The sequence below is a fragment of the Streptococcus sp. 9903 genome, from assembly GCF_013276625.1.
GTDB lineage: Bacteria > Bacillota > Bacilli > Lactobacillales > Streptococcaceae > Streptococcus.
On record NZ_VMLI01000001.1, the window covers coordinates 36,981 to 63,727 of the forward strand.

The following is a 26,747-nucleotide window of genomic DNA, read 5'->3' on the forward strand; positions in this document are numbered from 1 at the left end:
GTAGGCTAGAGGAGGTCATTTTTTATAAACTTTTCTTTTTGAAAACTGTCAATCCACTTAGATTAAAGATTACAATAACAGCTAAGCTACCTATAAGTGTATAGAAAATGGATTCACTATTAGCAGTCATAGCATAGGTAAATTGCAAGGACAAATATGGCAAAATTTTGATACTTGGGAAGATGAGCATTGGCATAGAAAGTAAGATAGAGCTGACAAAATAACCAATAAATACTGCAAGATAAGAATGACTCACATAGAGAATAAAGGAAACAATGGAAAGCCAAGCAAGGAGGCAACATAATTGAAGGAAAATGGTTATCAGTAGATTTCCAATAAAGCCATCAGGCATAGTTCCAAATCCATTTAAGATAGTTGCTGGAATAAAGGCAATCACAAGACAGATGATGACTTGCAAAAGTGCAATACAAGTCAATACAAAGGCTTTGGCAAGGAAAAACTCGGTACGAGAAACACCCACTGTTAAATTATTTTTATAGAGTTTACCGATTAAATCAACTCCAAGCACGAGGCAGGCTAGGACGATGCAGAGAAAAATGAGGTTTGAACCTTGACTAGATGCGTTGATCAGGGCTTGTATACCATTCCAACCTTGGATTGGTATATCTGGTTCTTCTGTCTGGATTGCCATTAGTTGACCCGTAGCCCCAAAAATAGCCCCCATTAACATGAGTAAAAAGAGAATGAACTCTGTAATCCAGAATCCTTTGGAACGGAAAAGACGGTAAAAGTCTGCTTGAATGGTATGTATCATAATTTTTCTCCTATTGAACCAATTGAGTGAAGTATTCTTCTAGGTTTTGACGAGCATAGTAAATCTCGTCAATGGCAACATCTGCCAAGGTTAATTCCTTGAGAATCTGTTTGACATCTTGTTCCTGACCAAAGATATGGATTTCATTTTCAGGATTAACAACCTTGAACTGGAGCTGGATTTGTTCTTTCAATACTTGACAAGCTTTCTCTTGATCAGCTGTCTTAAGCACAATATAATCTTCACTTAGTGTTTCAAATTCAGCCTTGCTGATTTCACGGATAACCTTGCCTTGATCTAAAATACCAAAGCGATTAGCTAGGAGATAGAGTTCTGACAAGATATGGCTAGAGATGAGAATAGTGATCCCTTTCTCTTGATTGAGCCGTTGAATCATGAGTCGAAATTCTTTGATACCGATTGGGTCGAGACCGTTGATAGGTTCATCTAAAATCAGGAAGTCTGGTTTGGATAGGAGGGCAATGGCGATCCCAAGTCTTTGTTTCATTCCTAGCGAGAAATCACGAAAGAATTTTTTACCTGTATCTGCCAAACCTACATAGTCCAGGGTTTCACGAATGACTTGATCAGCATTTGGAATATGCCGAATCATACAGTAATATTTCAGATTTTGATAAGCTGTTAAGTGATTATGAGCTACAGGTGATTCGATAACAGAACCTACTCGAGATAGAGACTTGCTCCACTCATTTTCCGTTTTGCTGGAGAAGAGGGAAACAGTTCCTTTATCCGCAAAAAGTAGTTGCGTAATAATTTTTATCAAGGTGGTCTTCCCAGCTCCATTCTTTCCTATAAGTCCATAAATATCTCCCTCTCTTATGGTTAGATGAAGATCCTGAAGAATAGCTTGTTTGGCAAAGTTTTTGGACAATCCATGAATGTCAAGTACTGTTTTCATGATTCTCTCCTTTTGATTTATTTTGATAATTTTAGTATAAAGCATAGAAATCAAAGAAAGCTCAAGCATTTCTAAAGAGTTTCTAAAGTTTTAGGAATTCTTAAATATCAAAACCCAGTTGATATGAACTGGGCTTCTTGATTATAAAATATATTTCTCAATGGCACGCGCAACGCCGTCTTCTTCGTTGCTGGCTGTAACATCATCAGCTAGAGATTTGACATAATCGCTGGCATTTCCCATAGCAATACCAAGCCCTGCAAACTGGAGCATTTCGATATCGTTATTAGCATCGCCCATAGCCATAATCTCTGAGGAATCAATCTTCAAAATATCTGCTAGTCGAGAAAGAGCAGTAGCCTTTGTCGTACCAAGTGGCATGGCTTCATAAATAACAGGCTGTGAACGAACTCCACTAAATCGTTGACAGAGTTCCCCAGCAAAACGCTCTTCAAAATCGTCTGTTTGCTCTCTGGTGCCCAAAAACATCCCTTGGAACATCCGGTACTTGCCACTAGTCGCTTCCTCAAGAGAAATTTCAGTCAGGTCTGAAAAGACTAGTTTAGCATCATTTTGAACAATTTCATTAGGCTTGCCACCGAGGACAAAATAATGAGTCTCGTCAAAAAGTGTCAACTGAACCTCACTTTTTTCAGCAAGCTCATAGAGGTATTCGATGTCAGCTGGACTGAGTTCTTGCCAGTCGACTAGCCCCCAATCACTTGTCTGGTGAGTTGAACAACCGTTGTTAACAATCACATACTCATTCTGGAGATCAAGCCCCAGTTTTTGATAGTAGGGGAGGACACCAAAAAGCGGGCGACCTGTACAGAGAACCAGTTTGACACCTTTTTCAATAGCTTGGTGAATAGCAGTAATATGAGCTTGTGGGATTTCCTTGGCTTCATTGAGGAGGGTTCCGTCCATATCCAAGGCTAGTAGTTTAATCATAAGACTTCCTTCTTTATCTTTTGGTATTATTATAGCATATTTTGGAGAAGAAATTGATAGAAAGCTTGGGGCTAATTGATTTTACAGTTTAGGATGTTTTGATAACAATTCATGATTTGAAGAGGATATTTGGCCAAGATATGCTATACTAAAATTGTCAATGTTGCAACTAGACAAGCATAAAAAAACTAGCTTAAAATAGTTTTTTTGTAAGTAGGTATGAGTATCAGATTACTCAACTAATCTAAACAATAACGGAGGAAATATATCATGATTTTAATGACAAAAAATATAAATCTAACAAATGAAGAATTAGAACTGATACAAGGTGGAGCAGATCCCTATGGAAAAGAACCTAATGGTTATTTTCCTTGGCAAATAGAGCCGGTATTAACTATGCCGGTTCATGGATTTTGTCCCAGAGGAACCTATGATTTAGGATATATTGGAGGAGGCAATCATCTTTGCAAAGGAAGTCCTGTGAGATTTTAAGTAAAATTTATTAGGAATATGGAGAAAACAGAGGATTTAATATGAAAAAACGGATTATTCAGATTTTACTAGCATTATCCTTAATTTTTTACAAATCAACTTGGTTTTGGGGAATTTTCAATCACCTCGCAAAGCCCTATCTACCAGCAAGTCGTGAATTTTTTCAGATTCTGCTTTGGATGGAGAGTGGAGGTCTTTTATTAGCGGTCATCTATCTACTAGTTTTTGCAGGAAAGAAGACTTTTCATTTCAAATGGCAGCTGAGGCACTTTATCTACCTTTTACTGGGTTACATCATTTTGTATATGTCTGACTTCCTCTTGTCTTATTTCATACCCTCGTCTTCAAATCAAATTTCTTTGAATGAAACGATAGAAATGATGGGGAGACAGGAATTACCCTATTTCTTGCTCATAGCTTGCTTCATCGGCCCTATTGCTGAGGAGTTGATTTACCGCGGTGTGCTTATGACAACCTTTTTCAAAAACTCGCCTTGGTACGGAGATGTCTTGCTTTCTGCTATTATTTTCGGTTATATTCATATCAATTTTGCTTTAACACCTCTTGCTTTTTTCATTTATGCTAGTGGAGGTCTCATTTTAGCTCTACTGTATCTCATGACAAAAAATCTCTACTATCCAATACTAGTTCATATTCTCATCAATATCACTGCCTTCTGGAATGTATGGTTACTCCTATTTTCAGGAAGTTAGCTTACTAAAACAATGTCGGAACTTTCCGGCATTTTCTTTTTTTCACAAATAGTCAACGTTTTTCTTTTCGATATTGGAGTGGTGTGTATCCAGTTATTTTTTTGAATTGATTTTGAAAATAAGATTGGCTTGAGAAAGGCAGATAGTGAAGATAGTTAAGAAGAATAGGATGTTCTTTTTTACTTTTTGGAAAACTTCTAAAATATGGTATAATGAAAAGATAAAGAAGTTGGGGGTAGAAGATGAACATTCAACAATTACGCTATGTTGTTGCCATTGCCAATAGCGGTACTTTTCGTGAAGCTGCTGAAAAGATGTATGTTAGTCAGCCGAGTCTGTCTATTTCTGTTCGTGATTTGGAAAAAGAATTGGGCTTTAAGATTTTTCGTCGGACCAGTTCAGGGACTTTCTTGACCCGTCGTGGTATGGAATTCTATGAAAAAGCGCAAGAATTGGTTAAAGGATTTGATATTTTTCAAAATCAGTATGCCAATCCTGAGGAAGAAAAAGATGAATTTTCCATTGCTAGTCAGCACTATGACTTCTTGCCACCGACGATTACGGCTTTTTCAGAGCGCTATCCTGATTATAAGAACTTTCGTATTTTTGAATCAACTACTGTTCAAATCTTAGACGAAGTAGCGCAAGGGCATAGTGAGATTGGGATTATCTACCTCAACAATCAAAATAAAAAGGGGATTATGCAACGGGTTGAAAAGCTAGGTCTGGAGGTCATTGAATTGATTCCTTTCCATACCCATATTTATCTCCGTGAGGGTCATCCTTTAGCCCAGAAAGAGGAATTAGTCATGGAGGATTTAGCGGATTTACCAACGGTTCGTTTCACTCAAGAGAAAGATGAGTACCTTTATTATTCAGAGAACTTTGTTGATACTAGTGCGAGCTCGCAGATGTTCAATGTGACAGACCGTGCCACCTTAAATGGCATTTTGGAGCGGACGGATGCTTATGCAACAGGTTCTGGATTTTTAGATAGTGACAGTGTGAATGGCATCACAGTTATTCGTCTCAAGGATAACCTAGATAATCGCATGGTCTATGTTAAACGTGAAGAAGTGGAGCTGAGTCAAGCTGGGACTCTCTTCGTAGAAGTCATGCAAGAATATTTTGATCAGAAGAGGAAATCATGAAAAAAAGAGGAATAGTGGCAGTCATTGTACTGCTTTTGATTGGTCTGGATCAGTTGGTTAAATCCTATATCGTCCAACAGATTCCACTGGGTGAAGTTCGTTCTTGGATTCCCAATTTCGTTAGCTTGACCTACCTGCAAAATCGAGGGGCAGCCTTTTCTATCTTACAAGATCAGCAGTTCTTATTCGCTGTCATTACTCTGGTTGTCGTGGTAGGTGCCATTTGGTATCTACATAAACACATGGAGAACTCACTTTGGATGGTCTTGGGTTTGACCTTGATTATCGCAGGTGGTCTTGGAAACTTTATTGACAGGGTGAGTCAGGGATTTGTTGTGGATATGATCCACCTTGACTTTATCAATTTTGCAATTTTCAATGTGGCAGATAGCTATCTGACGGTTGGAGTGATTATTTTATTGATTGCAATGCTAAAAGAGGAAATAAATGGAAATTAAAATTGAAACTGGTGGCCTGCGTTTAGATAAGGCTTTGTCGGATTTAACAGAATTATCACGCAGTCTCGCGAATGAACAAATTAAATCAGGACAGGTCTTGGTCAATGGCCAAGTCAAGAAAGCTAAATACACTGTCCAAGAGGGCGATGTCGTCACTTACCATGTGCCAGAGCCAGAGGTTTTAGAGTATGTGGCTGAGGATCTTCCACTAGAAATCATCTACCAAGATGAGGACGTTGCTGTCGTTAACAAGCCCCAGGGGATGGTGGTGCATCCGAGTGCTGGTCATACTAGTGGAACTCTGGTAAATGCCCTTATGTACCATATTAAGGACTTGTCGGGTATCAATGGGGTTCTGCGTCCAGGAATTGTTCACCGTATTGATAAGGATACGTCAGGTCTTCTCATGATTGCTAAAAATGATGAGGCGCACTTAGCACTTGCCCAAGAACTCAAGGATAAAAAGTCTCTCCGCAAATATTGGGCGATTGTTCATGGAAATTTGCCCAATGATCGCGGTGTCATTGAAGCACCGATTGGTCGTAGTGAAAAAGACCGTAAGAAACAGGCTGTGACTGCTAAAGGTAAGCCTGCAGTTACCCGTTTTCACGTCTTGGAACGCTTTGGTGATTATAGCTTAGTAGAGTTGCAACTGGAGACAGGGCGCACCCATCAGATTCGTGTTCACATGGCTTATATTGGCCATTCAGTCGCTGGTGATGAAGTCTATGGTCCACGCAAGACACTTAAGGGGCATGGACAGTTTCTCCATGCCAAGACTCTAGGATTTACCCATCCGAGAACAGGTGAGACCTTGGAATTTACAGCAGATATCCCAGAGATATTTAAGGAAACCTTGGAGAAATTAAGGAAGTAAGAATGAAAAAGAAATTGATTAGTTTAGCACTTGCAGGCGCTTTTTTAGGTTTGTCATGGTATGGGAATGTTCAAGCTCAAGAAAGTTCAGGAAATAAAATCCACTTTATCAATGTTCAAGAAGGTGGCAGTGATGCGATTATTCTTGAAAGCAATGGACATTTTGCCATGGTGGATACAGGAGAAGATTATGATTTCCCAGATGGAAGTGATTCTCGCTATCCATGGAGAGAAGGAATTGAAACGTCTTATAAGCATGTTCTAACAGACCGTGTCTTTCGTCGTTTGAAGGAATTGGGTGTCCAAAAACTTGATTTTATTTTGGTGACCCATACCCACAGTGATCATATTGGAAATGTTGATGAATTACTGTCTACCTATCCAGTTGACCGAGTCTATCTTAAAAAATATAGTGATAATCGTATTACTAATTCTGAACGTTTATGGGATAATCTGTACGGTTATGATAAGGTTTTACAGACTGCCGCCGAAAAAGGTGTTTCAGTTATTCAAAACATCACACAGGGAGATGCTCATTTTCAGTTTGGGGACATGGATATTCAGCTCTATAATTATGAAAATGAAACTGATTCATCGGGTGAATTAAAGAAAATTTGGGATGATAATTCTAATTCCTTGATTAGCGTGGTAAAAGTCAATGGTAAGAAAATTTACCTTGGGGGCGATTTAGATAATGTTCATGGAGCAGAAGACAAGTATGGTCCTCTCATTGGAAAAGTTGATTTGATGAAGTTTAATCATCATAAGGATACCGAAAAATCAAATACAAAAAACTTTATATTAAATCTATCTCCAGAAATCATAGTGCAGACAAGTGATGCTGTTCCAGGTTTTTATGATAGTCCTATTGTAGACAACCCTGAATATATAGCATGGTTAGATAGTTTAGGGATAAAGCGAATAAATGCAGCTAGTACAGAATATGATGCAACTGTTTTTGATATTAGACAAAATGGCATAGTTGATATAAGTAAACAATATAAAAAAATACCATCGTTTGTTTCGGGATGGCATCAGAAATCTAATGGCGAGTGGTGGTACCAAGCACCAGATTCTACAGGAAATTATTCTATCGGTTGGAACGAAATTGATGGAAAAAGATATTATTTTAATCAAAAAGGAATTCTAATAGAGCAATAATGAAAAAGAAATTGATTAGTTTAGCACTTGCAGGCGCTTTTTTAGGTTTGTCATGGTATGGAAATGTTCAAGCTCAAGAAAGTTCAGGAAATAAAATTCACTTTATCAATGTTCAAGAAGGTGGCAGTGATGCGATTATTCTTGAAAGCAATGGACATTTTGCCATGGTGGATACAGGAGAAGATTATGATTTCCCAGATGGAAGTGATTCTCGTTATCCATGGAGAGAAGGAATTGAAACGTCTTATAAGCATGTTCTAACAGACCGTGTCTTTCGTCGTTTGAAGGAATTGGGTGTTCAAAAACTTGATTTTATTTTGGTGACCCATACCCACAGTGATCATATTGGAAATGTTGATGAATTACTGTCTACCTATCCAGTTGACCGAGTCTATCTTAAAAAATATAGTGATAGTCGTATTACTAATTCTGAACGTCTATGGGATAATCTGTACGGTTATGATAAGGTTTTACAGACTGCTTCAGAAAAAGGTGTTTCAGTTATTCAAAACATCACACAGGAAGATGCTCATTTTCAGTTTGGGGACATGGATATTCAACTCTATAACTATGAAAATGAAACTGATTCATCAGGTGAATTAAAGAAAATTTGGGATGACAATTCCAATTCCCTGATTAGTGTAGTGAAAGTCAATGGCAAGAAAATTTACCTTGGGGGCGACTTAGATAATGTGCATGGAGCGGAAGATAAGTATGGACCTCTTATTGGAAAAGTTGATTTGATGAAGTTTAATCATCACCATGATACAAACAAATCAAATACCAAGGATTTCATTAAAAATTTGAGTCCGAGTTTGATTGTTCAAACTTCGGATAGTCTACCTTGGAAAAATGGTGTTGATAGTGAGTATGTTAATTGGCTCAAAGAACGAGGAATTGAGAGGATCAACGCAGCCAGCAAAGACTATGATGCAACAGTTTTTGATATTCGAAAAGACGGTTTAGTAAACATTTCAACTTCCTACAAGCCGATTCCAAGTTTTCAAGCTGGTTGGCATAAGAGTGCGTATGGGAATTGGTGGTATCAAGCACCTGATTCTACAGGAGAGTATGCTGTCGGTTGGAATGAAATCGAAGGTGAATGGTATTACTTTAACCAAACGGGTATCTTGTTACAGAATCAATGGAAAAAATGGAACAATCATTGGTTCTATTTGACAGACTCTGGTGCTTCTTCTAAAAATTGGAAGAAAATTGATGGAATCTGGTATTATTTCAACAAAGAAAATCAGATGGAAATTGGTTGGGTAAATACTGGAGGTCAGAATTATTATTTATCCAAGGATGGTTCGCTGCAAACAGGTTGGCTTCAATATAAGGGGCAATGGTATTACTTTGCTCAATCAGGAGAAATGAAAACGGGCTGGGTAAAAGATAAAGAAACTTGGTACTATATGAATTCTACTGGTATTATGAAGACAGGTGAAATAGAAGTTGCAGGTCAACATTACTATCTAGAAGAATCAGGAGCTATGAAGCAAGGCTGGCTTAAAAAGGCAAACGATTGGTATTTCTATAAGGAAGACGGTTCACGAGCTGTGGGTTGGATCAAGGACAAGGATAAATGGTACTTCTTGAAAGAAAATGGTCAATTGCTTGTGAACGGTAAGACACCAGAAGGCTATACTGTTGATTCAAGTGGTGCCTGGTTAGTGGATGTTCCGGTAGAGAAATCTGCTACAATTAAAACTACAAGTAATTCAGAAATAAAAGAATCTAAAGAAGTAGTGAAAAAGGATCTTGAAAATCAAGAAACGAGTCAACATGAAAGTGTTGCAAGTTCATCAACTAGGCAAGATTTTACTTCATCAACTTCAAAAAGCTCTGAGACGAGTACAAACAAATCGGAATCAGAACAGTAGTAAAAAAGAAGGTTTTAGGGCCTTCTTTTTCTATCAACTCTTTTCTATTTCCTGTCATTCATGTTATAATGGATGAATATGAAGAATCGGAGTGAGACTATGAAATACAAACGGATTGTCTTTAAGGTGGGGACTTCTTCTCTGACAAATGAGGATGGAAGTTTATCACGTAGTAAGGTAAAGGCTATTACCCAGCAGTTGGCTATGTTGCACGAGGCTGGTCATGAATTGATTTTGGTGTCGTCAGGTGCCATTGCGGCTGGTTTTGGGGCCTTAGGATTTAAAAAGCGTCCGACTAAGATTGCTGATAAGCAGGCTTCAGCAGCGGTAGGGCAAGGGCTTTTGTTGGAAGAATACACGACCAATCTTCTCTTGCGCCAAATCGTTTCTGCACAAATCTTGCTGACCCAGGACGACTTTGTGGATAAGCGTCGTTATAAAAATGCCCATCAAGCCTTGTCAGTTCTACTTAGCCGTGGGGCGATTCCTATTATTAACGAGAATGACAGTGTCGTCATTGATGAGCTCAAGGTCGGGGACAATGACACTCTAAGTGCCCAGGTAGCAGCTATGGTCCAAGCAGATCTTTTGGTCCTCTTGACAGACGTAGACGGTCTATATACAGGAAATCCTAATTCAGATCCAAGAGCAAAACGCTTGGAGAAAATCGAGACTATCAATCGTGAGATTATTGATATGGCCGGTGGAGCAGGTTCGTCTAATGGTACAGGGGGCATGTTAACCAAAATCAAAGCTGCAACTATCGCGACGGAATCAGGAGTTCCTGTTTATATCTGCTCATCCTTGAAGTCAGATGCCATGATTGAGGCAGCTGAGGAGACCAAGGATGGTTCCTACTTTGTTGCTCAAGAGAAAGGACTTCGTACCCAGAAACAATGGCTGGCCTTTTATGCTCAGAGTCAAGGTTCTATTTGGGTTGATAAAGGGGCTGCAGAAGCTCTCTCCCAACATGGAAAGAGTCTTCTCTTATCTGGTGTTGTTGAAGCAGAAGGAGCCTTTTCTTACGGTGATATCGTGACAGTATTTGACAAGGAAAGTGGAAAATCACTTGGAAAAGGGCGTGTGCAATTTGGTGCATCTGCTTTGGAGGATATGTTGCGTTTTCAAAAAGCCAAGGGGGTCTTGATTCACCGTGATGACTGGATTTCCATTACTCCTGAAATCCAACTACTCTTTACAGAATTTTAGAGGTAAACTATGGTAAGTACACAAGAACAATTTGAACAGGTACAGGCTGTTAAAAAATCAATCAATACAGCTAGTGAAGACGTGAAAAACCAAACCTTGCTAGCCATGGCTGATCACTTAGTAGCTGCTACAGAGGAAATTTTAGCAGCCAATGCCCTTGATATGGAAGCGGCCAAAGGTAAAATCTCAGATGTGATGCTGGATCGTCTTTATTTGGATGCAGGTCGTATAGAAGCGATGGCAACTGGTATTCGTGAAGTGGTTGCTTTACCAGATCCAATCGGTGAAGTTTTAGAAACAAGTCAGCTTGAAAATGGTTTGGTTATCACCAAGAAACGTGTGGCCATGGGTGTTATCGGTATAATCTATGAAAGCCGTCCAAATGTGACGTCTGATGCGGTTGCTTTGGCTCTTAAGAGTGGAAATGCAGTTGTTCTTCGTAGTGGTAAGGATGCCTATCAAACAGCACATGCTATTGTCACAGCCTTGAAGAAGGGCTTGGAGACGACTACTATTCACCCAGATGTGATTCAACTGGTGGAAGATACCAGCCGAGAAAGCAGCTATGCCATGATGAAGGCAAAGGGCTATCTAGACCTTCTCATTCCTCGTGGAGGAGCTGGTTTGATCAATGCCGTAGTTGAGAATGCTATTGTACCAGTCATCGAGACAGGAACTGGGATTGTCCATGTCTATGTGGATAAGGATGCAGATGAAGACAAGGCTCTGTCTATCATCAACAATGCCAAAACCAGTCGTCCTTCTGTATGTAATGCCATGGAGGTTCTACTTGTTCATGAAGACAAGGCAGCAAGCTTCCTTCCTCGCTTGGAGCAAGTGCTGGTTGCAGATCGAAAAGAATCTGGGTTGGAACCAATTCAATTCCGCTTAGATAGTAAAGCAAGTCAGTTTGTTTCAGGCCACGCAGCTGATGATCAAGACTTTGACACCGAGTTTTTGGACTATGTCCTAGCTGTTAAGGTTGTGAGCAGTTTAGAAGAAGCGGTTGCGCATATTGAAGCCCACAGTACCCATCATTCGGATGCCATTGTGACGGAAAATGCTGAAGCTGCAGCTTACTTTACAGATCAAGTGGACTCTGCAGCTGTCTATGTCAATGCCTCGACTCGTTTCACAGATGGTGGCCAATTTGGTCTGGGTTGTGAAATGGGGATTTCAACTCAGAAATTGCATGCGCGTGGACCCATGGGCTTGAAAGAGTTGACTAGCTACAAGTATGTGGTTACTGGTGACGGACAGATAAGGGAGTAAGAGATGAAGATTGGATTTATCGGTTTGGGGAATATGGGAGCTAGCTTGGCCAAGTCTGTCTTGCAGGCTAGACCGTCAGATAAGATTCTCCTTGCTAATCGTAGTCAAGCTAAGGTGGATGCTTTCATTGCTGACTTTAGCGGTCAGGCTTCTAGCAATGACGAAATCTTTGCAGAAGCAGATGTGATTTTTCTAGGAGTGAAGCCTGCTCAGTTCTCAGACTTGCTTTCTCAATATCATACCATCCTTGAAAAACGAGAAAGTCTTCTTTTGATTTCCATGGCAGCTGGATTGACCTTGGAAAAACTCGCTAGTCTTCTTCCAAGTCAACACCGAATGATTCGTATGATGCCAAATACTCCTGCTTCTATCGGTCAAGGAGTGATTAGCTATGCCTTGTCTCCTAATTGCAGGGTTGAGGACAGTGAGCTCTTTTGTCAGCTTTTAACTAAGGCTGGTCTCTTGGTTGAACTGGGAGAAGGATTAATCGACGCGGCGACAGGTCTTGCAGGTTGTGGGCCAGCCTTTGTCTATCTCTTTATTGAGGCCTTGGCAGATGCAGGTGTTCAGACAGGATTACCACGAGAAATAGCATTGAAAATGGCAGCTCAAACTGTGGTAGGAGCTGGGCAATTAGTCCTTGAAAGTCAGCAACATCCTGGAGTATTGAAAGACCAAGTCTGTAGCCCAGGCGGTTCGACTATCGCTGGTGTAGCAAGCCTAGAAGCGCATGCTTTTCGAGGAACAGTCATGGATGCAGTTGGTCAAGCCTACAAACGAACACAAGAACTAGGTAAATAAGAGGTGGATTTGTCTGCCTCTTTTATGGTGGTTGATACTCTTCGAAAATCTCTTCAAACTGCGTCAGCTTCCATCTGCANNGTGTTTTGAGCAACCTGCGACTAGCTTCCTAGTTTGCTCTTTGATTTTCATTGAGTATGAAATGAGAAAACAAAAAGATTGTCACAAACCCCTATTTTTTTGATAGAATAGAAGTAGTAAAAAAGAAATGAGTTAGACATGTCAAAAGGATTTTTAGTCTCTCTTGAGGGACCAGAGGGAGCAGGAAAGACCAGTGTTTTAGAGGCTCTGCTCCCAATTTTAGAGGAAACAGGGGTAGAGGTGCTGACGACCCGTGAACCTGGCGGAGTCTTGATTGGGGAGAAGATTCGGGAAGTGATTTTGGATCCAAGTCATACTCAGATGGATGTGAAGACAGAGTTGCTTCTTTATATCGCCAGTCGCAGACAGCACTTGGTGGAAAAAGTTCTTCCAGCACTTGAAGCTGGTAAGTTGGTCATTATGGACCGCTTCATCGATAGTTCTCTTGCCTATCAGGGATTTGGTCGTGGCTTGGATATTGACGCCATTGATTGGCTCAATCACTTTGCGACAGATGGCCTTAAACCCGATTTGACACTCTATTTTGACATCGAGGTGGAAGAAGGACTAGCTCGCATTGCTGCTAATAGTGACCGCGAGGTCAATCGTCTGGACTTGGAAGGGTTGGACTTGCATAAAAAAGTTCGTCAAGGCTACCTTTCTCTTCTGGACAAAGAAGGAAATCGTATTGTCAAGATTGATGCTAGTTTTCCTTTGGAGCAAGTTGTGGAAACTACCAAGGCTGTCTTGTTTGACAGAATGGGCTTGGCAAGATGAAACAAGATCAACTAAAGGCTTGGCAACCAGCCCAGTTTGACCGCTTTGTCCGTATCCTAGAACAAGAGCAGCTCAATCACGCCTATCTCTTTTCAGGTTTCTTTGGAAGCTTGGAAATGGCGCAATTTTTGGCTAAAAGTCTCTTTTGTACGGATAAAGTAGGTGTTTTACCATGTGAGAAATGCCGAAATTGTAAGCTGATTGAACAGGAAGAGTTTCCAGATGTTACCTTGATTAAGCCAGTCAATCAGGTCATCAAGACAGAACGTATTCGAGAATTGGTGGGGCAGTTTTCCCAAGCAGGGATTGAAAACCAGCAGCAGGTCTTTATTATCGAGCAAGCTGAGAAAATGCATCCTAATGCAGCCAATTCTCTGCTCAAGGTCATCGAAGAACCCCAGAGTGAGGTTTATATTTTCTTCTTGACCAGCGATGAGGAAAAGATTTTACCAACAATCCGCAGTCGGACCCAGATTTTCCACTTTAAAAAGCAAGAAGAACAACTCATCTTGCTCTTAGAACAAATGGGGCTAGTTAAGAAGAAAGCAACTTTCTTAGCCCAGTTTAGTCAATCGCGAGCTGAGGCAGAAAAGTTGGCTAATCAGGCAAGTTTTTGGACCTTGGTCGATGAAAGTGAACGCCTGCTAACCTGGTTATTAGCTAAGAAAAAAGAAAGTTATCTGCAAGTTGCTAAATTAGCCAACTTAGCAGATGACAAGGAAAAACAAGATCAGGTTTTACGGATTCTTGAAGTTCTCTGTGGGCAAGATATCCTACAAGCAAGAGTAAGAGTGATTCTACAAGATTTGCTAGAAGCTAGAAAAATGTGGCAGGCTAATGTCAGCTTTCAAAATGCCATGGAATATCTGGTCTTGAAAGAAATATAGACTCAAAAATGAATGATAAAGAAAGGAAAGGGCTGTTTTATGGACAAAAAAGAATTATTTGACGCGCTGGATGATTTTTCCCAACAGTTATTGGTAACCTTGGCCGATGTGGAAGCCATCAAGAAAAATCTCAAGAGCTTGGTAGAAGAAAATACAGCTCTTCGTTTGGAAAATAGTAAGTTACGAGAACGCTTGGGTGAGGTGGAAGCAGACGCTCCTGTCAAGGCTAAGCATGTTCGTGAAAGTGTCCGTCGCATTTATAAAGATGGTTTTCACGTATGTAATGATTTTTATGGACAACGTCGAGAGCAGGACGAGGAATGTATGTTCTGTGACGAGTTGTTATACAGGGAGTAAGCATGCAGATTCAAAAAAGTTTTAAGGGGCAGTCTCCCTATGGCAAGCTGTATCTAGTGGCAACGCCGATTGGCAATCTAGATGATATGACCTTTCGTGCTATCCAGACCTTGAAAGAAGTAGATTGGATTGCAGCTGAGGACACGCGCAATACAGGCCTATTGCTCAAGCATTTTGACATTTCTACCAAGCAAATCAGTTTTCATGAGCACAATGCCAAGGAAAAAATTCCTGATTTGATTAGTTTCCTGAAAGCAGGGCAAAGTATTGCTCAGGTTTCTGATGCAGGTTTGCCTAGCATCTCAGACCCTGGTCATGATTTGGTCAAGGCAGCCATTGAGGAAGAAATTGCGGTTGTGACTGTTCCAGGTGCCTCTGCAGGAATTTCTGCCTTGATTGCCAGTGGTTTAGCGCCACAGCCACATATCTTTTACGGCTTTTTACCGAGAAAATCAGGCCAGCAAAAGCAATTTTTCGACTTGAAAAAAGACTATCCTGAAACTCAGATTTTCTATGAATCGCCCCATCGTGTGGCAGATACGTTGGAAAATATGTTAGAAGTCTATGGTGACCGCTCGGTGGTCTTGGTTAGAGAATTGACCAAAATCTATGAAGAATACCAAAGAGGAAAGATCTCTGAATTGTTGGAAAGCATAGCTGAAATGCCACTCAAGGGTGAATGCCTTCTTATCGTTGAAGGTGCCAGTCAGGATGTGGAGGAAAAAGATGAGGAGGACTTATTTTCAGAAATCCAAGCCCGTATCCAGCAAGGCATGAAGAAAAATCAAGCCATAAAGGAAGTCGCAAAGATTTACCAGTGGAATAAAAGCCAGCTTTACGCTGCCTACCATGACTGGGAAGAAAATCAAGAAAATAACTAAACAGGGAAGTTTGCCTTCTTCCCTTTTTTTGTTATACTAGTAGAAGAAAAAATTAGAAAGATTTGTGGGAGTGAAAAAGTCCGGGGGACTTTTTCATCCTGAGCCAAGAAATTCGAGAGCGAGGAAAGTCCTGTGGACTTTTTCATCCTGAGCCAGGAAATTCGAAAGCGAAGTAAGTCCGGGGGACTTTTTCAGCCTGAGCCAAGAAACTCGAGAGTGAAGTGAGTTCGGTTGGCTTTTTCAATGTGAATTTTGCCTTCACACTCCCAAAGAGGTATTAGTGTCGTGTCTCAATCTTATATCAATGTTATCGGTGCAGGTTTGGCAGGTTCTGAAGCAGCCTACCAAATTGCAGAACGTGGTATTCCAGTTAAACTTTATGAAATGCGTGGTGTCAAGTCAACACCCCAGCACAAAACAGACAATTTTGCTGAGTTGGTTTGTTCCAATTCTCTTCGTGGGGATGCTTTGACAAATGCAGTTGGTCTTCTCAAGGAAGAAATGCGTCGCTTGGGTTCTGTTATTTTGGAATCTGCTGAGGCTACACGTGTTCCTGCAGGCGGTGCCCTTGCGGTGGATCGTGATGGTTTCTCACGGATGGTGACTGAAAAAGTGGCCCACCACCCCTTGATTGAAGTGGTACGTGATGAAATTACAGAATTGCCGACAGATGTTATTACAGTTGTGGCGACTGGTCCTTTGACCAGCGATGCCTTGGCTGAGAAGATTCATGCCCTTAATGATGGCGATGGTTTCTATTTCTACGATGCGGCAGCGCCTATTATCGATGTCAACACTATCGATATGAGCAAGGTCTATCTCAAGTCTCGTTATGATAAGGGAGAAGCAGCCTACCTCAATGCGCCCATGACCAAGCAAGAGTTTATGGATTTCCATGAAGCCTTGGTCAGTGCGGAAGAAGCACCGCTCAATTCTTTCGAAAAAGAAAAGTACTTTGAAGGCTGTATGCCTATCGAAGTCATGGCCAAACGAGGTATTAAAACCATGCTTTATGGCCCTATGAAACCAGTCGGTCTTGAGTATCCAGACGACTACACAGGACCTCGTGATGGAGAATTTAAGACTCCTTATGCGGTTGTGCAACTTCGTCAGGACAATGCTGCTGGTAGCCTCTACAATATTGTCGGTTTCCAGACCCACCTCAAATGGGGAGAGCAAAAGCGTGTCTTCCAAATGATTCCAGGCCTTGAAAATGCGGAGTTTGTTCGTTATGGTGTTATGCACCGCAATTCTTACATGGATTCACCGAATCTTCTTGAGCAGACTTATCGTTCTAAGAAACAACCAAATCTCTTCTTTGCTGGTCAGATGACGGGTGTGGAAGGCTATGTTGAGTCAGCAGCGTCAGGCTTAGTTGCGGGAATTAACGCGGCTCGTCTTTTCAAGGGAGAAAGCCAAGCTATTTTCCCAGAAACAACAGCGATTGGAAGCTTAGCTCATTACATCACCCATGCTGACAGCAAACATTTCCAACCAATGAATGTCAATTTTGGAATCATCAAGGAGTTGGAAGGCGAGCGTATCCGTGATAAGAAGGCTCGTTATGAAAAAATTGCAGAGCGTGCCCTCAGTGATTTAGAGGAATTTTTGACTGTCTAATTTTTTTCAAAGAATTGCTCATGATACTATAAAAATCTTAGAAATTGTGATAAAATAGGTAGGATAAAAAAAGGAGAGTGAAAATGGCGAATCCCAAGTATAAACGTATTTTAATCAAGTTATCAGGTGAAGCCCTTGCCGGTGAACGTGGCGTAGGGATTGATATCCAAACAGTTCAAACAATCGCAAAAGAGATTCAAGAAGTTCATAGCTTAGGTATCGAAATTGCCCTTGTTATTGGTGGAGGAAATCTCTGGCGTGGTGAACCTGCTGCAGAAGCAGGAATGGACCGCGTTCAGGCAGATTACACAGGAATGCTTGGGACTGTTATGAATGCTCTTGTGATGGCAGATTCATTGCAACAAGTTGGGGTTGATACACGTGTGCAAACAGCTATTGCTATGCAACAAGTGGCAGAGCCTTATGTCCGTGGACGTGCCCTTCGTCATCTTGAAAAAGGCCGTATCGTTATCTTTGGTGCCGGAATTGGTTCACCTTACTTCTCAACAGATACCACAGCGGCTCTTCGTGCAGCTGAAATCGAAGCGGATGCTATTCTTATGGCTAAAAATGGCGTCGATGGTGTTTACAATGCCGATCCTAAGAAAGATAAGACCGCTGTTAAGTTTGAAGAATTGACCCACCGTGACGTTATCAATAAAGGCCTTCGTATCATGGACTCAACAGCTTCAACCCTCTCAATGGATAACGACATTGACTTGGTTGTCTTTAACATGAACCAACCAGGCAACATTAAACGTGTCGTATTTGGTGAAAATATCGGAACAACAGTTTCAAATAATATCTAAGAAAAGGAATAAGAAAGATTATGGCTAACGCAATTATTGAAAAAGCTAAAGAGAGAATGACCCAGTCTCACCAATCACTTGCTCGTGAATTTGGTGGTATCCGTGCTGGCCGTGCCAATGCAAGTTTGCTTGACCGTGTACATGTAGAATACTATGGAGTCGAAACTCCTCTTAACCAAATCGCTTCAATTACGATTCCAGAAGCGCGTGTTTTGTTGGTGACACCATTTGACAAGTCTTCATTGAAAGACATCGAACGTGCCTTGAATGCCTCTGATCTTGGTATCACACCAGCTAACGATGGTTCTGTTATTCGTTTGGTTATCCCTGCTCTCACAGAAGAAACCCGTCGTGACCTTGCTAAAGAAGTGAAGAAGGTCGGAGAAAATGCTAAAGTGGCTGTCCGCAATATCCGTCGTGATGCTATGGACGAAGCTAAGAAACAAGAAAAAGCAAAAGAAATCACTGAAGACGAACTGAAGACTCTTGAAAAAGACATTCAAAAAGTAACAGACGATGCTGTTAAACACATCGATGACATGACTGCCAACAAAGAAAAAGAACTTTTGGAAGTCTAAAAATAAACAGAAAAACTCAGTTGGCATTGCTGGCTGAGTTTTATTCGAAAGAAGGAAATATGAATACAAATCTTGCAAGTTTTATCGTTGGACTGATCATCGATGAAAACGACCGTTTTTACTTTGTGCAAAAGGATGGTCAAACCTATGCTCTTGCTAAGGAAGAAGGTCAACATACAGTAGGGGATACGGTCAAAGGTTTTGCCTACACGGATATGAAGCAAAAACTCCGCCTGACAACCATAGAAGTGACTGCCACTCAGGACCAATTTGGTTGGGGAACTGTAACGGAAGTTCGTAAAGACTTGGGTGTCTTTGTGGATACAGGACTTCCTGACAAGGAAATCGTTGTGTCACTCGATATTCTCCCTGAACTCAAGGAACTCTGGCCTAAGAAGGGCGACCAACTCTATATTCGCCTCGAAGTGGACAAGAAAGATCGTATCTGGGGCCTCTTGGCTTATCAAGAAGACTTTCAACGTCTAGCTCGTCCTGCCTACAACAACATGCAGAACCAAAACTGGCCAGCCATTGTTTACCGTCTCAAGTTGTCAGGAACTTTTGTCTACCTACCAGAAAATAACATGCTTGGCTTTATCCATCCTAGCGAGCGCTATGCAGAGCCACGTTTGGGGCAAGTCTTAGATGCGCGTGTTATTGGGTTCCGTGAAGTGGACCGTACCTTGAACCTTTCCCTTAAACCACGTTCTTTTGAGATGTTGGAAAATGATGCTCAGATGATTTTAACCTACTTGGAAAGCAATGGCGGTTTCATGACCTTAAATGATAAGTCATCTCCAGACGACATCAAGGCTACTTTTGGTATTTCTAAAGGTCAGTTTAAAAAGGCACTTGGTGGCTTGATGAAGGCTGGCAAAATCAAGCAAGACCAGTTTGGGACAGAGTTGATTTAGGGTGGCATATGAGAAAATCATTTTACACTTGGCTCATGACTGAGCGCAATCCTAAAAGTAATAGTCCTAAAGCTATCTTGGCAGACCTCGCTTTTGAGGAGTCAGCCTTCCCAAAACACACAGATGATTTTGATGAGGTGAGTCGCTTTTTAGAGGAGCATGCCAGTTTCTCTTTTAACCTAGGAGACTTTGACGCCATCTGGCAAGAATACTTAGAACACTAGTATGATTCACTGGGTTTGGGCTAGTAATTTCTCCGCCCCTTTGCTATAATAAAAAGAAATAAAAGGATTAGAGAGGTTCTTTATTTGAAGGAACATTCAATTGACATTCAACTGAGTCATCCAGATGACCTGTTTCATCTTTTTGGTTCCAATGAGCGCCATCTTCGTTTGATGGAAGAAGAGCTCGATGTGGTGATTCATGCTCGTACGGAGATTGTCCAGGTTTTGGGAGAAGGGACTGCCTGTGAGGAAGCCCGTCAGGTTATCCAAGCTCTCATGGTCTTGGTAAATCGTGGGATGACTGTCGGTACACCAGATGTGGTGACTGCGATTAGCATGGTCAAAAACGATGAAATCGACAAGTTTGTCGCCCTTTACGAAGAAGAAATTATCAAGGACAATACAGGGAAGCCTATCCGTGTCAAAACACTGGGTCAAAAACTTTATGTGGACAGTGTCAAACAGCATGATGTGACCTTTGGAATCGGACCTGCAGGAACAGGGAAGACCTTCCTTGCAGTGACCTTGGCAGTGACTGCACTTAAACGTGGGCAAGTCAAACGAATTATCTTGACACGTCCAGCGGTGGAAGCAGGAGAGAGTCTAGGTTTTCTTCCGGGTGATCTTAAGGAGAAAGTGGATCCTTACCTTCGACCTGTTTATGATGCCTTGTATCAGATTCTGGGAAAAGACCAGACGACTCGTCTCATGGAGCGTGAAATTATCGAGATTGCGCCCCTTGCCTATATGCGTGGACGAACCTTGGATGATGCCTTTGTCATTCTCGATGAGGCCCAAAATACGACCATCATGCAGATGAAGATGTTTTTGACGCGTTTAGGCTTTCATTCTAAGATGATTGTCAATGGAGATATTAGTCAGATTGACCTGCCACGCAATGTCAAGTCCGGTTTGATTGATGCTCAAGAAAAACTCAAGAACATCCATCAGATTGACTTTGTTCATTTTTCAGCCAAGGATGTGGTTCGCCATCCTGTTGTCGCTCAGATTATCCGAGCTTATGAACCAGCTCCAGTTAAAAAAGAAGAGAGTGAAGAATTAGAGTCTCAACCTCTATCTGAAGAATAGTTATTTTGTACTTAAAATTATCTCAATACTAAGTATAAATTTGCTTTTTAAATATTTCATTCAATATCCTTATCTTAATTAGAAACTTTTCAAGTGGTGGAATCCTATGGAATCAATTTTTGTAAAATTTGCCCAGTATCCGTATATAGAAACCGAGCATTTATTGCTTAGACCTGTAACCTTGGATGATGCGGAAGCTATGTTTGAGTATGCCTCAGACAGAGAAAATACGCGCTACACTTTTCCAACAAATCAAAGTTTGGAAGAAACCAAGAATAACATTGCTCAGTTCTACTTGGCCAATCCCTTGGGACGCTGGGGAATCGAACTAAAAAGTAATGGTGAATTTATCGGAACTATTGATTTGCACAAGATTGATCCTGCTCTTAAGAAGGCGGCTATTGGCTACATTATTAATAAAAAGTATTGGAATCAAGGATTAACGACAGAAGCCAATCGTGCCGTGATTGAGCTGGCTTTTGAGAAGATAGGGATGAATAAGTTGGTTGCTTTACACGATAAGGCTAATCCCGCGTCAGGAAAGGTCATGGAGAAATCAGGCATGCGTTTTTCCCACGAAGAAGCTTATGCTTGTATGGACCAGCATGAAAAAGGCCGAATCGTGACAAGAGTTCATTATGTCTTGACCAAGGAAGACTATTTTGCAAATAAATAAGCAGTTGAAAAGAAATTTTTCGACTGTTTTTTCTTCCTCTTACGAATAATCTAAGAGAGGAGAAAATATGGAAGCAATTATCGAGAAAATCAAAGAGTATAAAATCATTATCATCTGTACTAGTCTGGGCTTGCTTGTAGGAGGATTTTTCCTGCTAAAGCCAGCTCCACTACCCCCTGTAAAAGAAACGAATTTACAGGCAGAAGTTGCAGCAGTTTCCAAGGATTCATCGACCGAAAAGGAAGTGAAGGAAGAATCGGTTGAACAAGATCTAATCACAGTAGATGTAAAAGGTGCTGTCAAATCGCCAGGAATTTATGACTTGCCAGTAGGTAGTCGGGTCAATGATGCCGTTCAGAAGGCTGGTGGTTTGACAGAACAAGCAGATAGCAAGTCGCTCAATCTAGCTCAGAAAGTTAGTGATGAGGCTCTGGTTTACGTTCCCACTAAGGGAGAAGAGGCAGCTAGTCAGCAGGCAGGTTCTGGGACAGCTTCTTCGACGAGCAAGGAAAAGAAGGTCAATCTCAACAAGGCCAGTCTGGAAGAACTCAAGCAGGTCAAGGGTCTGGGAGGAAAACGAGCTCAGGATATTATCGACCATCGTGAGGCAAATGGGAAATTTAAGTCGGTTGATGAACTCAAGAAGGTCTCTGGCATTGGTGCTAAAACGATAGAAAAGTTAAAAGACTATGTTACAGTGGATTAAGAACGTCCCCATTCCCCTAATTTACCTGAGTTTTCTATTGCTCTGGCTTTACTACGCCATTTTTTCTGCATCCTATCTTGCTTTGTTGGGCTTTGTTTTTCTGCTAGTCTGCCTCTTTATTCAATTTCCTTGGAAATCAGCAGGCAAAGTTCTAGTGATTTGTGGAATCTTTGGCTTCTGGTTTCTGTTTCAAAATTGGCAACAGAGTCAAGCGAGTCAAAATTTGGCGGATTCTGTTGAAAGGGTACGGATTTTGCCTGATACTATTAAGGTCAATGGAGATAGTCTATCCTTTCGGGGCAAGGCTGACGACCGCATTTTTCAAGTCTATTATAAACTCCAGTCCGAGGAGGAGAAAGAAGCCTTTCAAGCTTTAACTGACCTTCATGAGATAGGACTAGAAGGAAAACTTTCGGAACCAGAAGGGCAGAGAAATTTTGGTGGTTTTGACTACCAAGCCTATCTGAAGACTCAGGGAATTTACCAGACTCTCAATATCAAAAGAATCCAGTCACTTCAAAAGGTTAGCAGTTGGGATATAGGTGAAAACTTGTCTAGTTTACGTCGAAAGGCTGTGGTTTGGATTAAGACACATTTTCCAGACCCTATGCTCAATTACATGACAGGGCTTTTGCTAGGACATCTGGACACAGATTTTGAGGAGATGAATGAGCTTTATTCTAGTTTAGGAATTATCCACCTCTTTGCCTTGTCGGGCATGCAGGTAGTTTTTTTCATGGATGGATTTAAGAAACTTCTCTTGCGATTGGGTTTGACCCAAGAAAAGTTGAAATGGCTGACTTATCCCTTTTCCCTTCTCTATGCTGGTATGACAGGATTTTCAGCCTCGGTCATTCGCAGTCTCCTGCAAAAGTTACTGGCTCAACATGGTGTTAAGGGCTTGGATAATTTTGCCTTGACGGTGCTTGTACTCTTTATTATCATGCCCAACTTTTTCTTGACAGCAGGAGGTGTTTTGTCCTGTGCTTATGCTTTTATCTTGACTATGACCAGCAAAGAAGGGGAGGGGCTTAAGGCTATTGCTAGAGAAAGTCTAGTCATCTCCTTGGGAATATTGCCCATTCTGTCCTTCTATTTTGCGGAATTTCAACCTTGGTCCATCCTTTTGACCTTTGTCTTTTCCTTTCTTTTTGACTTGGTCTTCTTACCGCTCTTGTCTATCTTATTTGCCCTTTCCTTTCTATATCCAGTCATTCAGCTGAACTTTATCTTTGAATGGTTAGAGGGAATGATTCGCTTTGTATCACAGGTGGCAAGTAGACCTCTGGTCTTTGGACAACCCAATGCATGGCTTTTAATTTTATTGTTAATTTCCTTGGCTTTAGTATATGATTTGAGAAAAAATATTAAAAAGCTAACGGTATTGAGCTTATTGATTACAGGTCTCTTTTTCCTGACCAAGCATCCGCTGGAAAATGAAATCACCATGCTGGATGTGGGGCAAGGGGAAAGTATTTTCCTACGGGATGTAACTGGGAAAACCATTCTCATAGATGTAGGTGGCAAGGCAGAATCTGATAAGAAAATCGAAAAATGGCAAGTAAAGGCGACGACCAGCAATGCCCAGCGAACCTTGATACCCTATATCAAAAGTCGTGGAGTAGCCAAGATTGACCAGCTGATTTTGACAAATACGGACAAGGAACATGTTGGTGATTTGTTGGAGGTGACCAAGGCTTTCCATGTAGGCGAAATTTTAGTGTCCAAAGGCAGTTTGAAACAGAAGGAATTTGTTGCAGAACTACAAGCGACCCAAACAAAAGTTCGAAGTATAACAGCAGGAGAGAACTTGCCAATTTTCGGAAGTCAGATAGAAGTCCTATCTCCAAGGAAAATAGGAGATGGCGATCATGAAGATTCCCTGGTTGTTTATGGGAAACTCTTGGATAAGCACTTTCTCTTCACAGGAAATTTGGAGGAGAAAGGAGAGAAGGACTTGCTGAAGCATTATCCTGACCTAGAGGTGGATGTTTTGAAAGCTAGCCAACATGGCTCTAAAAAATCATCAAGTTCAGCCTTTCTAGAACAGCTCAAACCAGAGATGACTCTCATTTCAGTTGGAAAGAACAATAGAACGAAACTCCCCCATCAGGAAACCTTGACCCGACTGGAAGGTATCAATAGCAAAGTTTACCGAACTGACCAGCAAGGAGCTATACGCTTTAAAGGTTGGAAAAATTGGAAAATCGAAAGCGTTCGATAGGAAGGACAAATATTATATATTAGTAAAATAAAATTAAAATAAATCAAAAAAACTATTGCATAACAGATAAAAAAATGATATAATTAAAGCGCTTTCGAAAGTAAATAAATTAGTGAGGTGAAAACCATGAAAAAATCAGCAAAAGTTGTTTTATTAGCTAGTTTGTTATCTATTGGTCTTTTTCAGTCTAGTGTATCTGCTGAGAGTGTTCTTAAAAGTTATCGGTATGATTGGAATCTCTTCTATAGGTATAGTATGAATTACCATGGACATAGATATAAGGTCATTCCGGAATGGTCTCATTATTATAGCTATGCTGAGTATAAAGTTGGTTATGGCTGGAATTTCGATCGTTATGAGGTCATAAACAACTATACTGGAGGTTATTAATCCTTAAAGAGTGAGAAAAAGGAGGGCTAGATATGTTGCAGCTTACTCATGTTACCCTAAAAACGAGACAAGTCATCTTACAAGATGTTGATTTTACATTTGAAAAGGGTAGGATTTATGGTATTCTTGCTATCAATGGTTCTGGAAAGACGACCCTGTTCCGCGCCATTAGCAATTTAATTCCTATAAGTAGTGGAAATATCGCAGTCCCTCCTTCTTTATTTTATTATGAGAGTATTGAATGGCTGGATGAAAACTTAAGTGGGATGGACTATCTTTGTCTCATAAAAAATATCTGGAAGTCAGACCTAAACTTGAGGGATGAAATCACCTACTGGGAAATGTCTGACTATATCAGCCTTCCCATCCGCAAGTGTTCCTTAGGCATGAAGCAACGCTTGGTGATTGCCATGTATTTCCTGAGTCAAGCGAAATGCTGGCTCATGGATGAGATTACCAATGGTTTAGACGAGTATTATCGACAGAAGTTTTTTGATAGGTTAGCACAAATCAATAGGCAAGAACAGCTGGTTCTTTTGAGTTCCCACTACAAAGAGGAGTTAGTGGAGATTTGCGATAGCATGGTAACCATTCATCAGGGGCAGATAGAAGAGGTTTAGTTTATGAAAGATGTTAGCCTATTTTTGTTAAAGAAAGTTTTCAAAAGTCGTTTAAACTGGATTATCTTACTTTTATTTGCATCTGTACTCGGTGTTACCTTTTATTTCAATAGTCGGACTGCAAACTCATTCAGCTTGGAGAGCAGGTTGGAAACTCGTATTGCAGCCAACGAGAGAGCTATCAATGAAAATGAAGAGAAGCTCTCCCAAATGTCTGACACCAGCTCGGAGGAATACCAGATTGCTAAAAGTGATTTAGACTTGCAAAAAAATCTTTTGACGCGAAAGACAGAAATTCTGACTTTATTAAAAGAAGGGCGCTGGAAAGAAGCCTACTATTTGCAGTGGCAAGATGAAGAGAAGAATTATGAATTTGTATCAAATGACCCGACTTCTAGCTCTGAATTAAAAATGGGGGTTGACCGTGAACGGAAGATTTACCAAGCCCTGTATCCTTTGAACATAAAAGCACATACTTTGGAGTTTCCTACCCACGGGATTGATCAGATTGTCTGGATTTTAGAGGCTATCATCCCAAGCTTGTTTGTGGTTGCTATTATTTTTATGCTAACACAACTGTTCGCAGAAAGATATCAAAATCATCTCGATACAGCTCAGTTATATCCTTTTTCAAAAGTGACATTTGCCATGTCCTCTCTTGGAGTTGGAGTGGGCTATGTAACTGTGCTGTTTATCGGAATCTGTGGATTTTCTTTTCTAGCGGGAAGTCTGATAAGTGGTTTTGGACAGTTAGATTATCCCTATCCAATCTATAGCTTAACGAATCAAGAGGTGACTATTGGAAAAATACAAGATGTGTTATTTCCTAGCTTGCTCTTAGCTTTCTTAGCTTTTATCGTCATTGTGGAAGTCGTCTACTTGATTGCTTACTTTTTCAAGCAAAAAATGCCTGTCCTCTTTCTTTCCCTCATTGGGATTGTTGGCTTGTTGTTTGGTATCCAAACCATTCAGCCTCTCCAAGAGATTGCACATCTGATTCCCTTTACTTACTTGCGTTCAGTGGATATTTTGTCTGGAAGATTACCTAAGCTGATTGATAATGTCAATCTGAATTGGAGCATGGGGATGGTCTTACTTCCTTGCCTGATTATCCTTTTGTTAGTGGGGATTCTATTTATCGAAAGATGGGGAAGTTCATGTAAAAAAGAAGTTTTTAAGGCTTAGTTTTCCTATGGGGAAGCTAAAGAAAAACTAATATAGGGAGGGAATCAACTTGATTCTCTCTTTTTGAA

At 40.8% G+C, this 26,747-nt stretch carries 29 protein-coding genes and 1 pseudogene; 26 read left to right on the top strand and 4 right to left on the bottom strand.

Translation table 11 applies throughout. From position 1 onward, the window contains the following. Nucleotides 1-22 precede the first annotated feature (22 nt). The 3 genes from HT696_RS00150 to HT696_RS00160 form a co-directional block, all read right to left on the bottom strand. A complete protein-coding gene (locus HT696_RS00150) occupies nt 23-775 on the bottom strand; it encodes an ABC transporter permease (RefSeq protein ID WP_173283013.1) in 753 nt (250 codons plus the stop codon). A 10-nt stretch (nt 776-785) separates the two neighbouring features. After that, entirely contained in the window at nt 786-1,694 is a 909-nt protein-coding gene (locus HT696_RS00155) for an ATP-binding cassette domain-containing protein (RefSeq protein ID WP_173283015.1), read from the bottom strand. A 141-nt stretch (nt 1,695-1,835) separates the two neighbouring features. Then, nucleotides 1,836-2,645: a Cof-type HAD-IIB family hydrolase gene (locus HT696_RS00160; protein WP_173283017.1), complete on the bottom strand. Its 810-nt coding sequence runs from the start codon at nt 2,643-2,645 to the stop codon at nt 1,836-1,838. Between the two features lie 270 nt (nt 2,646-2,915). Between HT696_RS00160 and HT696_RS00165 the strand changes: the two genes are divergently transcribed. Both HT696_RS00165 and HT696_RS00170 read left to right on the top strand, forming a co-directional pair. Continuing rightward, entirely contained in the window at nt 2,916-3,137 is a 222-nt protein-coding gene (locus HT696_RS00165; RefSeq protein ID WP_173218238.1) for an SP_0924 family bacteriocin-like peptide, read from the top strand. Nucleotides 3,138-3,178: 41 nt separating this feature from the next. Next, nucleotides 3,179-3,850, top strand: a complete 672-nt coding sequence (locus HT696_RS00170; protein ID WP_173283019.1) for a CPBP family intramembrane glutamic endopeptidase — start codon at nt 3,179-3,181, stop codon at nt 3,848-3,850. A gap of 52 nt (nt 3,851-3,902) precedes the next feature. On the opposite strand, the gene HT696_RS00175 is transcribed toward HT696_RS00170, so the two are convergent. Then, on the bottom strand, nt 3,903-4,100 hold the full coding sequence (locus tag HT696_RS00175) for an AraC family transcriptional regulator (RefSeq protein WP_173218241.1): 198 nt from the start codon (nt 4,098-4,100) through the stop codon (nt 3,903-3,905). Here HT696_RS00175 and HT696_RS00180 point away from each other — a divergent pair. The 24 genes and pseudogenes from HT696_RS00180 to HT696_RS00295 all read left to right on the top strand — a co-directional run bounded on the left by HT696_RS00180 (nt 4,093) and on the right by HT696_RS00295 (nt 26,679). Further along, a complete protein-coding gene (locus HT696_RS00180) occupies nt 4,093-5,001 on the top strand; it encodes a LysR family transcriptional regulator (RefSeq protein WP_001025693.1) in 909 nt (302 codons plus the stop codon). The two genes, HT696_RS00175 and HT696_RS00180, sit on opposite strands and share 8 nt — an antisense overlap. Then, nucleotides 4,998-5,459, top strand: coding sequence for a signal peptidase II (lspA, locus tag HT696_RS00185; RefSeq protein WP_173218243.1), 462 nt, complete (start codon nt 4,998-5,000; stop codon nt 5,457-5,459). The genes HT696_RS00180 and lspA overlap by 4 nt, the downstream gene beginning before the upstream one ends. Continuing rightward, complete coding sequence (locus tag HT696_RS00190) at nt 5,449-6,336, top strand: RluA family pseudouridine synthase (RefSeq protein ID WP_173218245.1); 888 nt, start codon at nt 5,449-5,451, stop codon at nt 6,334-6,336. Before lspA ends, HT696_RS00190 begins: the two co-directional genes overlap by 11 nt. A gap of 2 nt (nt 6,337-6,338) precedes the next feature. After that, nucleotides 6,339-7,490 (top strand): annotated as a pseudogene (locus HT696_RS00195) (MBL fold metallo-hydrolase); the annotation flags it as partial. 5 nt (nt 7,491-7,495) lie between these two features. Next, complete coding sequence (gene cbpE / locus HT696_RS00200; protein ID WP_173218247.1) at nt 7,496-9,379, top strand: phosphorylcholine esterase CbpE; 1,884 nt, start codon at nt 7,496-7,498, stop codon at nt 9,377-9,379. A 99-nt stretch (nt 9,380-9,478) separates the two neighbouring features. After that, nucleotides 9,479-10,588 carry a glutamate 5-kinase gene (gene proB / locus HT696_RS00205; RefSeq protein WP_240147146.1) on the top strand — a complete coding sequence of 370 codons (1,110 nt, stop codon included), beginning with the start codon at nt 9,479-9,481 and terminating at the stop codon, nt 10,586-10,588. A 9-nt stretch (nt 10,589-10,597) separates the two neighbouring features. Further along, a complete protein-coding gene (locus HT696_RS00210; RefSeq protein ID WP_173283021.1) occupies nt 10,598-11,860 on the top strand; it encodes a glutamate-5-semialdehyde dehydrogenase in 1,263 nt (420 codons plus the stop codon). A 3-nt stretch (nt 11,861-11,863) separates the two neighbouring features. Beyond that, nucleotides 11,864-12,661, top strand: a complete 798-nt coding sequence (gene proC / locus HT696_RS00215; protein ID WP_173283023.1) for a pyrroline-5-carboxylate reductase — start codon at nt 11,864-11,866, stop codon at nt 12,659-12,661. Nucleotides 12,662-12,880: 219 nt separating this feature from the next. Beyond that, the gene (gene tmk / locus HT696_RS00220) at nt 12,881-13,519 is read left to right on the top strand and encodes a dTMP kinase (RefSeq protein ID WP_173282777.1); all 639 of its coding nucleotides are present in this window, start codon (nt 12,881-12,883) and stop codon (nt 13,517-13,519) included. Further along, nucleotides 13,516-14,406, top strand: coding sequence for a DNA polymerase III subunit delta' (locus HT696_RS00225; RefSeq protein ID WP_173282778.1), 891 nt, complete (start codon nt 13,516-13,518; stop codon nt 14,404-14,406). The genes tmk and HT696_RS00225 overlap by 4 nt, the downstream gene beginning before the upstream one ends. A 39-nt stretch (nt 14,407-14,445) precedes the next feature. After that, nucleotides 14,446-14,763: a DNA replication initiation control protein YabA gene (gene yabA / locus HT696_RS00230; protein WP_000358227.1), complete on the top strand. Its 318-nt coding sequence runs from the start codon at nt 14,446-14,448 to the stop codon at nt 14,761-14,763. 2 nt (nt 14,764-14,765) lie between these two features. Further along, nucleotides 14,766-15,644, top strand: coding sequence for a 16S rRNA (cytidine(1402)-2'-O)-methyltransferase (gene rsmI / locus HT696_RS00235; RefSeq protein WP_173282779.1), 879 nt, complete (start codon nt 14,766-14,768; stop codon nt 15,642-15,644). 285 nt (nt 15,645-15,929) lie between these two features. Next, nucleotides 15,930-17,264 carry a methylenetetrahydrofolate--tRNA-(uracil(54)-C(5))-methyltransferase (FADH(2)-oxidizing) TrmFO gene (trmFO, locus tag HT696_RS00240; protein ID WP_173282780.1) on the top strand — a complete coding sequence of 445 codons (1,335 nt, stop codon included), beginning with the start codon at nt 15,930-15,932 and terminating at the stop codon, nt 17,262-17,264. An 83-nt stretch (nt 17,265-17,347) separates the two neighbouring features. After that, nucleotides 17,348-18,073 (top strand): UMP kinase, encoded by a 726-nt coding sequence (gene pyrH / locus HT696_RS00245; RefSeq protein WP_000002995.1) that lies wholly within the window; start codon nt 17,348-17,350, stop codon nt 18,071-18,073. A 20-nt stretch (nt 18,074-18,093) separates the two neighbouring features. Next, complete coding sequence (gene frr / locus HT696_RS00250) at nt 18,094-18,651, top strand: ribosome recycling factor (RefSeq protein ID WP_001262225.1); 558 nt, start codon at nt 18,094-18,096, stop codon at nt 18,649-18,651. A 59-nt stretch (nt 18,652-18,710) separates the two neighbouring features. Beyond that, complete coding sequence (gene cvfB, locus HT696_RS00255) at nt 18,711-19,565, top strand: RNA-binding virulence regulatory protein CvfB (protein WP_001095435.1); 855 nt, start codon at nt 18,711-18,713, stop codon at nt 19,563-19,565. Between the two features lie 8 nt (nt 19,566-19,573). Then, entirely contained in the window at nt 19,574-19,789 is a 216-nt protein-coding gene (locus HT696_RS00260; protein WP_001232084.1) for a YozE family protein, read from the top strand. 84 nt (nt 19,790-19,873) lie between these two features. Beyond that, the gene (locus HT696_RS00265; RefSeq protein WP_173282781.1) at nt 19,874-20,878 is read left to right on the top strand and encodes a PhoH family protein; all 1,005 of its coding nucleotides are present in this window, start codon (nt 19,874-19,876) and stop codon (nt 20,876-20,878) included. Between the two features lie 106 nt (nt 20,879-20,984). Continuing rightward, nucleotides 20,985-21,554, top strand: a complete 570-nt coding sequence (locus HT696_RS00270) for a GNAT family N-acetyltransferase (RefSeq protein WP_173282782.1) — start codon at nt 20,985-20,987, stop codon at nt 21,552-21,554. A gap of 67 nt (nt 21,555-21,621) precedes the next feature. Next, nucleotides 21,622-22,260, top strand: coding sequence for a helix-hairpin-helix domain-containing protein (locus tag HT696_RS00275; protein ID WP_173282783.1), 639 nt, complete (start codon nt 21,622-21,624; stop codon nt 22,258-22,260). Continuing rightward, entirely contained in the window at nt 22,244-24,484 is a 2,241-nt protein-coding gene (locus HT696_RS00280; RefSeq protein WP_173282784.1) for a DNA internalization-related competence protein ComEC/Rec2, read from the top strand. The genes HT696_RS00275 and HT696_RS00280 overlap by 17 nt, the downstream gene beginning before the upstream one ends. A 126-nt stretch (nt 24,485-24,610) precedes the next feature. Next, nucleotides 24,611-24,874: a hypothetical protein gene (locus HT696_RS00285; RefSeq protein ID WP_112443608.1), complete on the top strand. Its 264-nt coding sequence runs from the start codon at nt 24,611-24,613 to the stop codon at nt 24,872-24,874. Nucleotides 24,875-24,906: 32 nt separating this feature from the next. Then, nucleotides 24,907-25,494 (top strand): ABC transporter ATP-binding protein, encoded by a 588-nt coding sequence (locus tag HT696_RS00290; RefSeq protein WP_112443609.1) that lies wholly within the window; start codon nt 24,907-24,909, stop codon nt 25,492-25,494. Nucleotides 25,495-25,497: 3 nt separating this feature from the next. After that, complete coding sequence (locus HT696_RS00295) at nt 25,498-26,679, top strand: hypothetical protein (protein WP_173282785.1); 1,182 nt, start codon at nt 25,498-25,500, stop codon at nt 26,677-26,679. Nucleotides 26,680-26,747: the final 68 nt, after the last annotated feature.

Excerpts from the sequence above, each read along its gene's own strand:
- HT696_RS00150 (WP_173283013.1), bottom strand. The coding sequence starts at position 775 with ATGATACATACCATTCAAGCAGACTTTTACCGTCTTTTCCGTTCCAAA.
- HT696_RS00260 (WP_001232084.1), top strand. The coding sequence starts at position 19,574 with ATGAGAAAATCATTTTACACTTGGCTCATGACTGAGCGCAATCCTAAA.
- HT696_RS00180 (WP_001025693.1), top strand. The coding sequence starts at position 4,093 with ATGAACATTCAACAATTACGCTATGTTGTTGCCATTGCCAATAGCGGT.
- HT696_RS00170 (WP_173283019.1), top strand. The coding sequence starts at position 3,179 with ATGAAAAAACGGATTATTCAGATTTTACTAGCATTATCCTTAATTTTT.
- HT696_RS00160 (WP_173283017.1), bottom strand. The coding sequence starts at position 2,645 with ATGATTAAACTACTAGCCTTGGATATGGACGGAACCCTCCTCAATGAA.
- HT696_RS00175 (WP_173218241.1), bottom strand. The coding sequence starts at position 4,100 with ATGTTCATCTTCTACCCCCAACTTCTTTATCTTTTCATTATACCATAT.
- HT696_RS00290 (WP_112443609.1), top strand. The coding sequence starts at position 24,907 with ATGTTGCAGCTTACTCATGTTACCCTAAAAACGAGACAAGTCATCTTA.
- HT696_RS00295 (WP_173282785.1), top strand. The coding sequence starts at position 25,498 with ATGAAAGATGTTAGCCTATTTTTGTTAAAGAAAGTTTTCAAAAGTCGT.
- pyrH (WP_000002995.1), top strand. The coding sequence starts at position 17,348 with ATGGCGAATCCCAAGTATAAACGTATTTTAATCAAGTTATCAGGTGAA.
- HT696_RS00270 (WP_173282782.1), top strand. The coding sequence starts at position 20,985 with ATGGAATCAATTTTTGTAAAATTTGCCCAGTATCCGTATATAGAAACC.
- lspA (WP_173218243.1), top strand. The coding sequence starts at position 4,998 with ATGAAAAAAAGAGGAATAGTGGCAGTCATTGTACTGCTTTTGATTGGT.
- frr (WP_001262225.1), top strand. The coding sequence starts at position 18,094 with ATGGCTAACGCAATTATTGAAAAAGCTAAAGAGAGAATGACCCAGTCT.
- proB (WP_240147146.1), top strand. The coding sequence starts at position 9,479 with ATGAAATACAAACGGATTGTCTTTAAGGTGGGGACTTCTTCTCTGACA.
- HT696_RS00280 (WP_173282784.1), top strand. The coding sequence starts at position 22,244 with ATGTTACAGTGGATTAAGAACGTCCCCATTCCCCTAATTTACCTGAGT.
- HT696_RS00155 (WP_173283015.1), bottom strand. The coding sequence starts at position 1,694 with ATGAAAACAGTACTTGACATTCATGGATTGTCCAAAAACTTTGCCAAA.
- cvfB (WP_001095435.1), top strand. The coding sequence starts at position 18,711 with ATGAATACAAATCTTGCAAGTTTTATCGTTGGACTGATCATCGATGAA.
- proC (WP_173283023.1), top strand. The coding sequence starts at position 11,864 with ATGAAGATTGGATTTATCGGTTTGGGGAATATGGGAGCTAGCTTGGCC.
- yabA (WP_000358227.1), top strand. The coding sequence starts at position 14,446 with ATGGACAAAAAAGAATTATTTGACGCGCTGGATGATTTTTCCCAACAG.
- cbpE (WP_173218247.1), top strand. The coding sequence starts at position 7,496 with ATGAAAAAGAAATTGATTAGTTTAGCACTTGCAGGCGCTTTTTTAGGT.
- HT696_RS00275 (WP_173282783.1), top strand. The coding sequence starts at position 21,622 with ATGGAAGCAATTATCGAGAAAATCAAAGAGTATAAAATCATTATCATC.
- HT696_RS00225 (WP_173282778.1), top strand. The coding sequence starts at position 13,516 with ATGAAACAAGATCAACTAAAGGCTTGGCAACCAGCCCAGTTTGACCGC.
- HT696_RS00190 (WP_173218245.1), top strand. The coding sequence starts at position 5,449 with ATGGAAATTAAAATTGAAACTGGTGGCCTGCGTTTAGATAAGGCTTTG.
- HT696_RS00165 (WP_173218238.1), top strand. The coding sequence starts at position 2,916 with ATGATTTTAATGACAAAAAATATAAATCTAACAAATGAAGAATTAGAA.
- rsmI (WP_173282779.1), top strand. The coding sequence starts at position 14,766 with ATGCAGATTCAAAAAAGTTTTAAGGGGCAGTCTCCCTATGGCAAGCTG.
- HT696_RS00285 (WP_112443608.1), top strand. The coding sequence starts at position 24,611 with ATGAAAAAATCAGCAAAAGTTGTTTTATTAGCTAGTTTGTTATCTATT.
- HT696_RS00210 (WP_173283021.1), top strand. The coding sequence starts at position 10,598 with ATGGTAAGTACACAAGAACAATTTGAACAGGTACAGGCTGTTAAAAAA.
- tmk (WP_173282777.1), top strand. The coding sequence starts at position 12,881 with ATGTCAAAAGGATTTTTAGTCTCTCTTGAGGGACCAGAGGGAGCAGGA.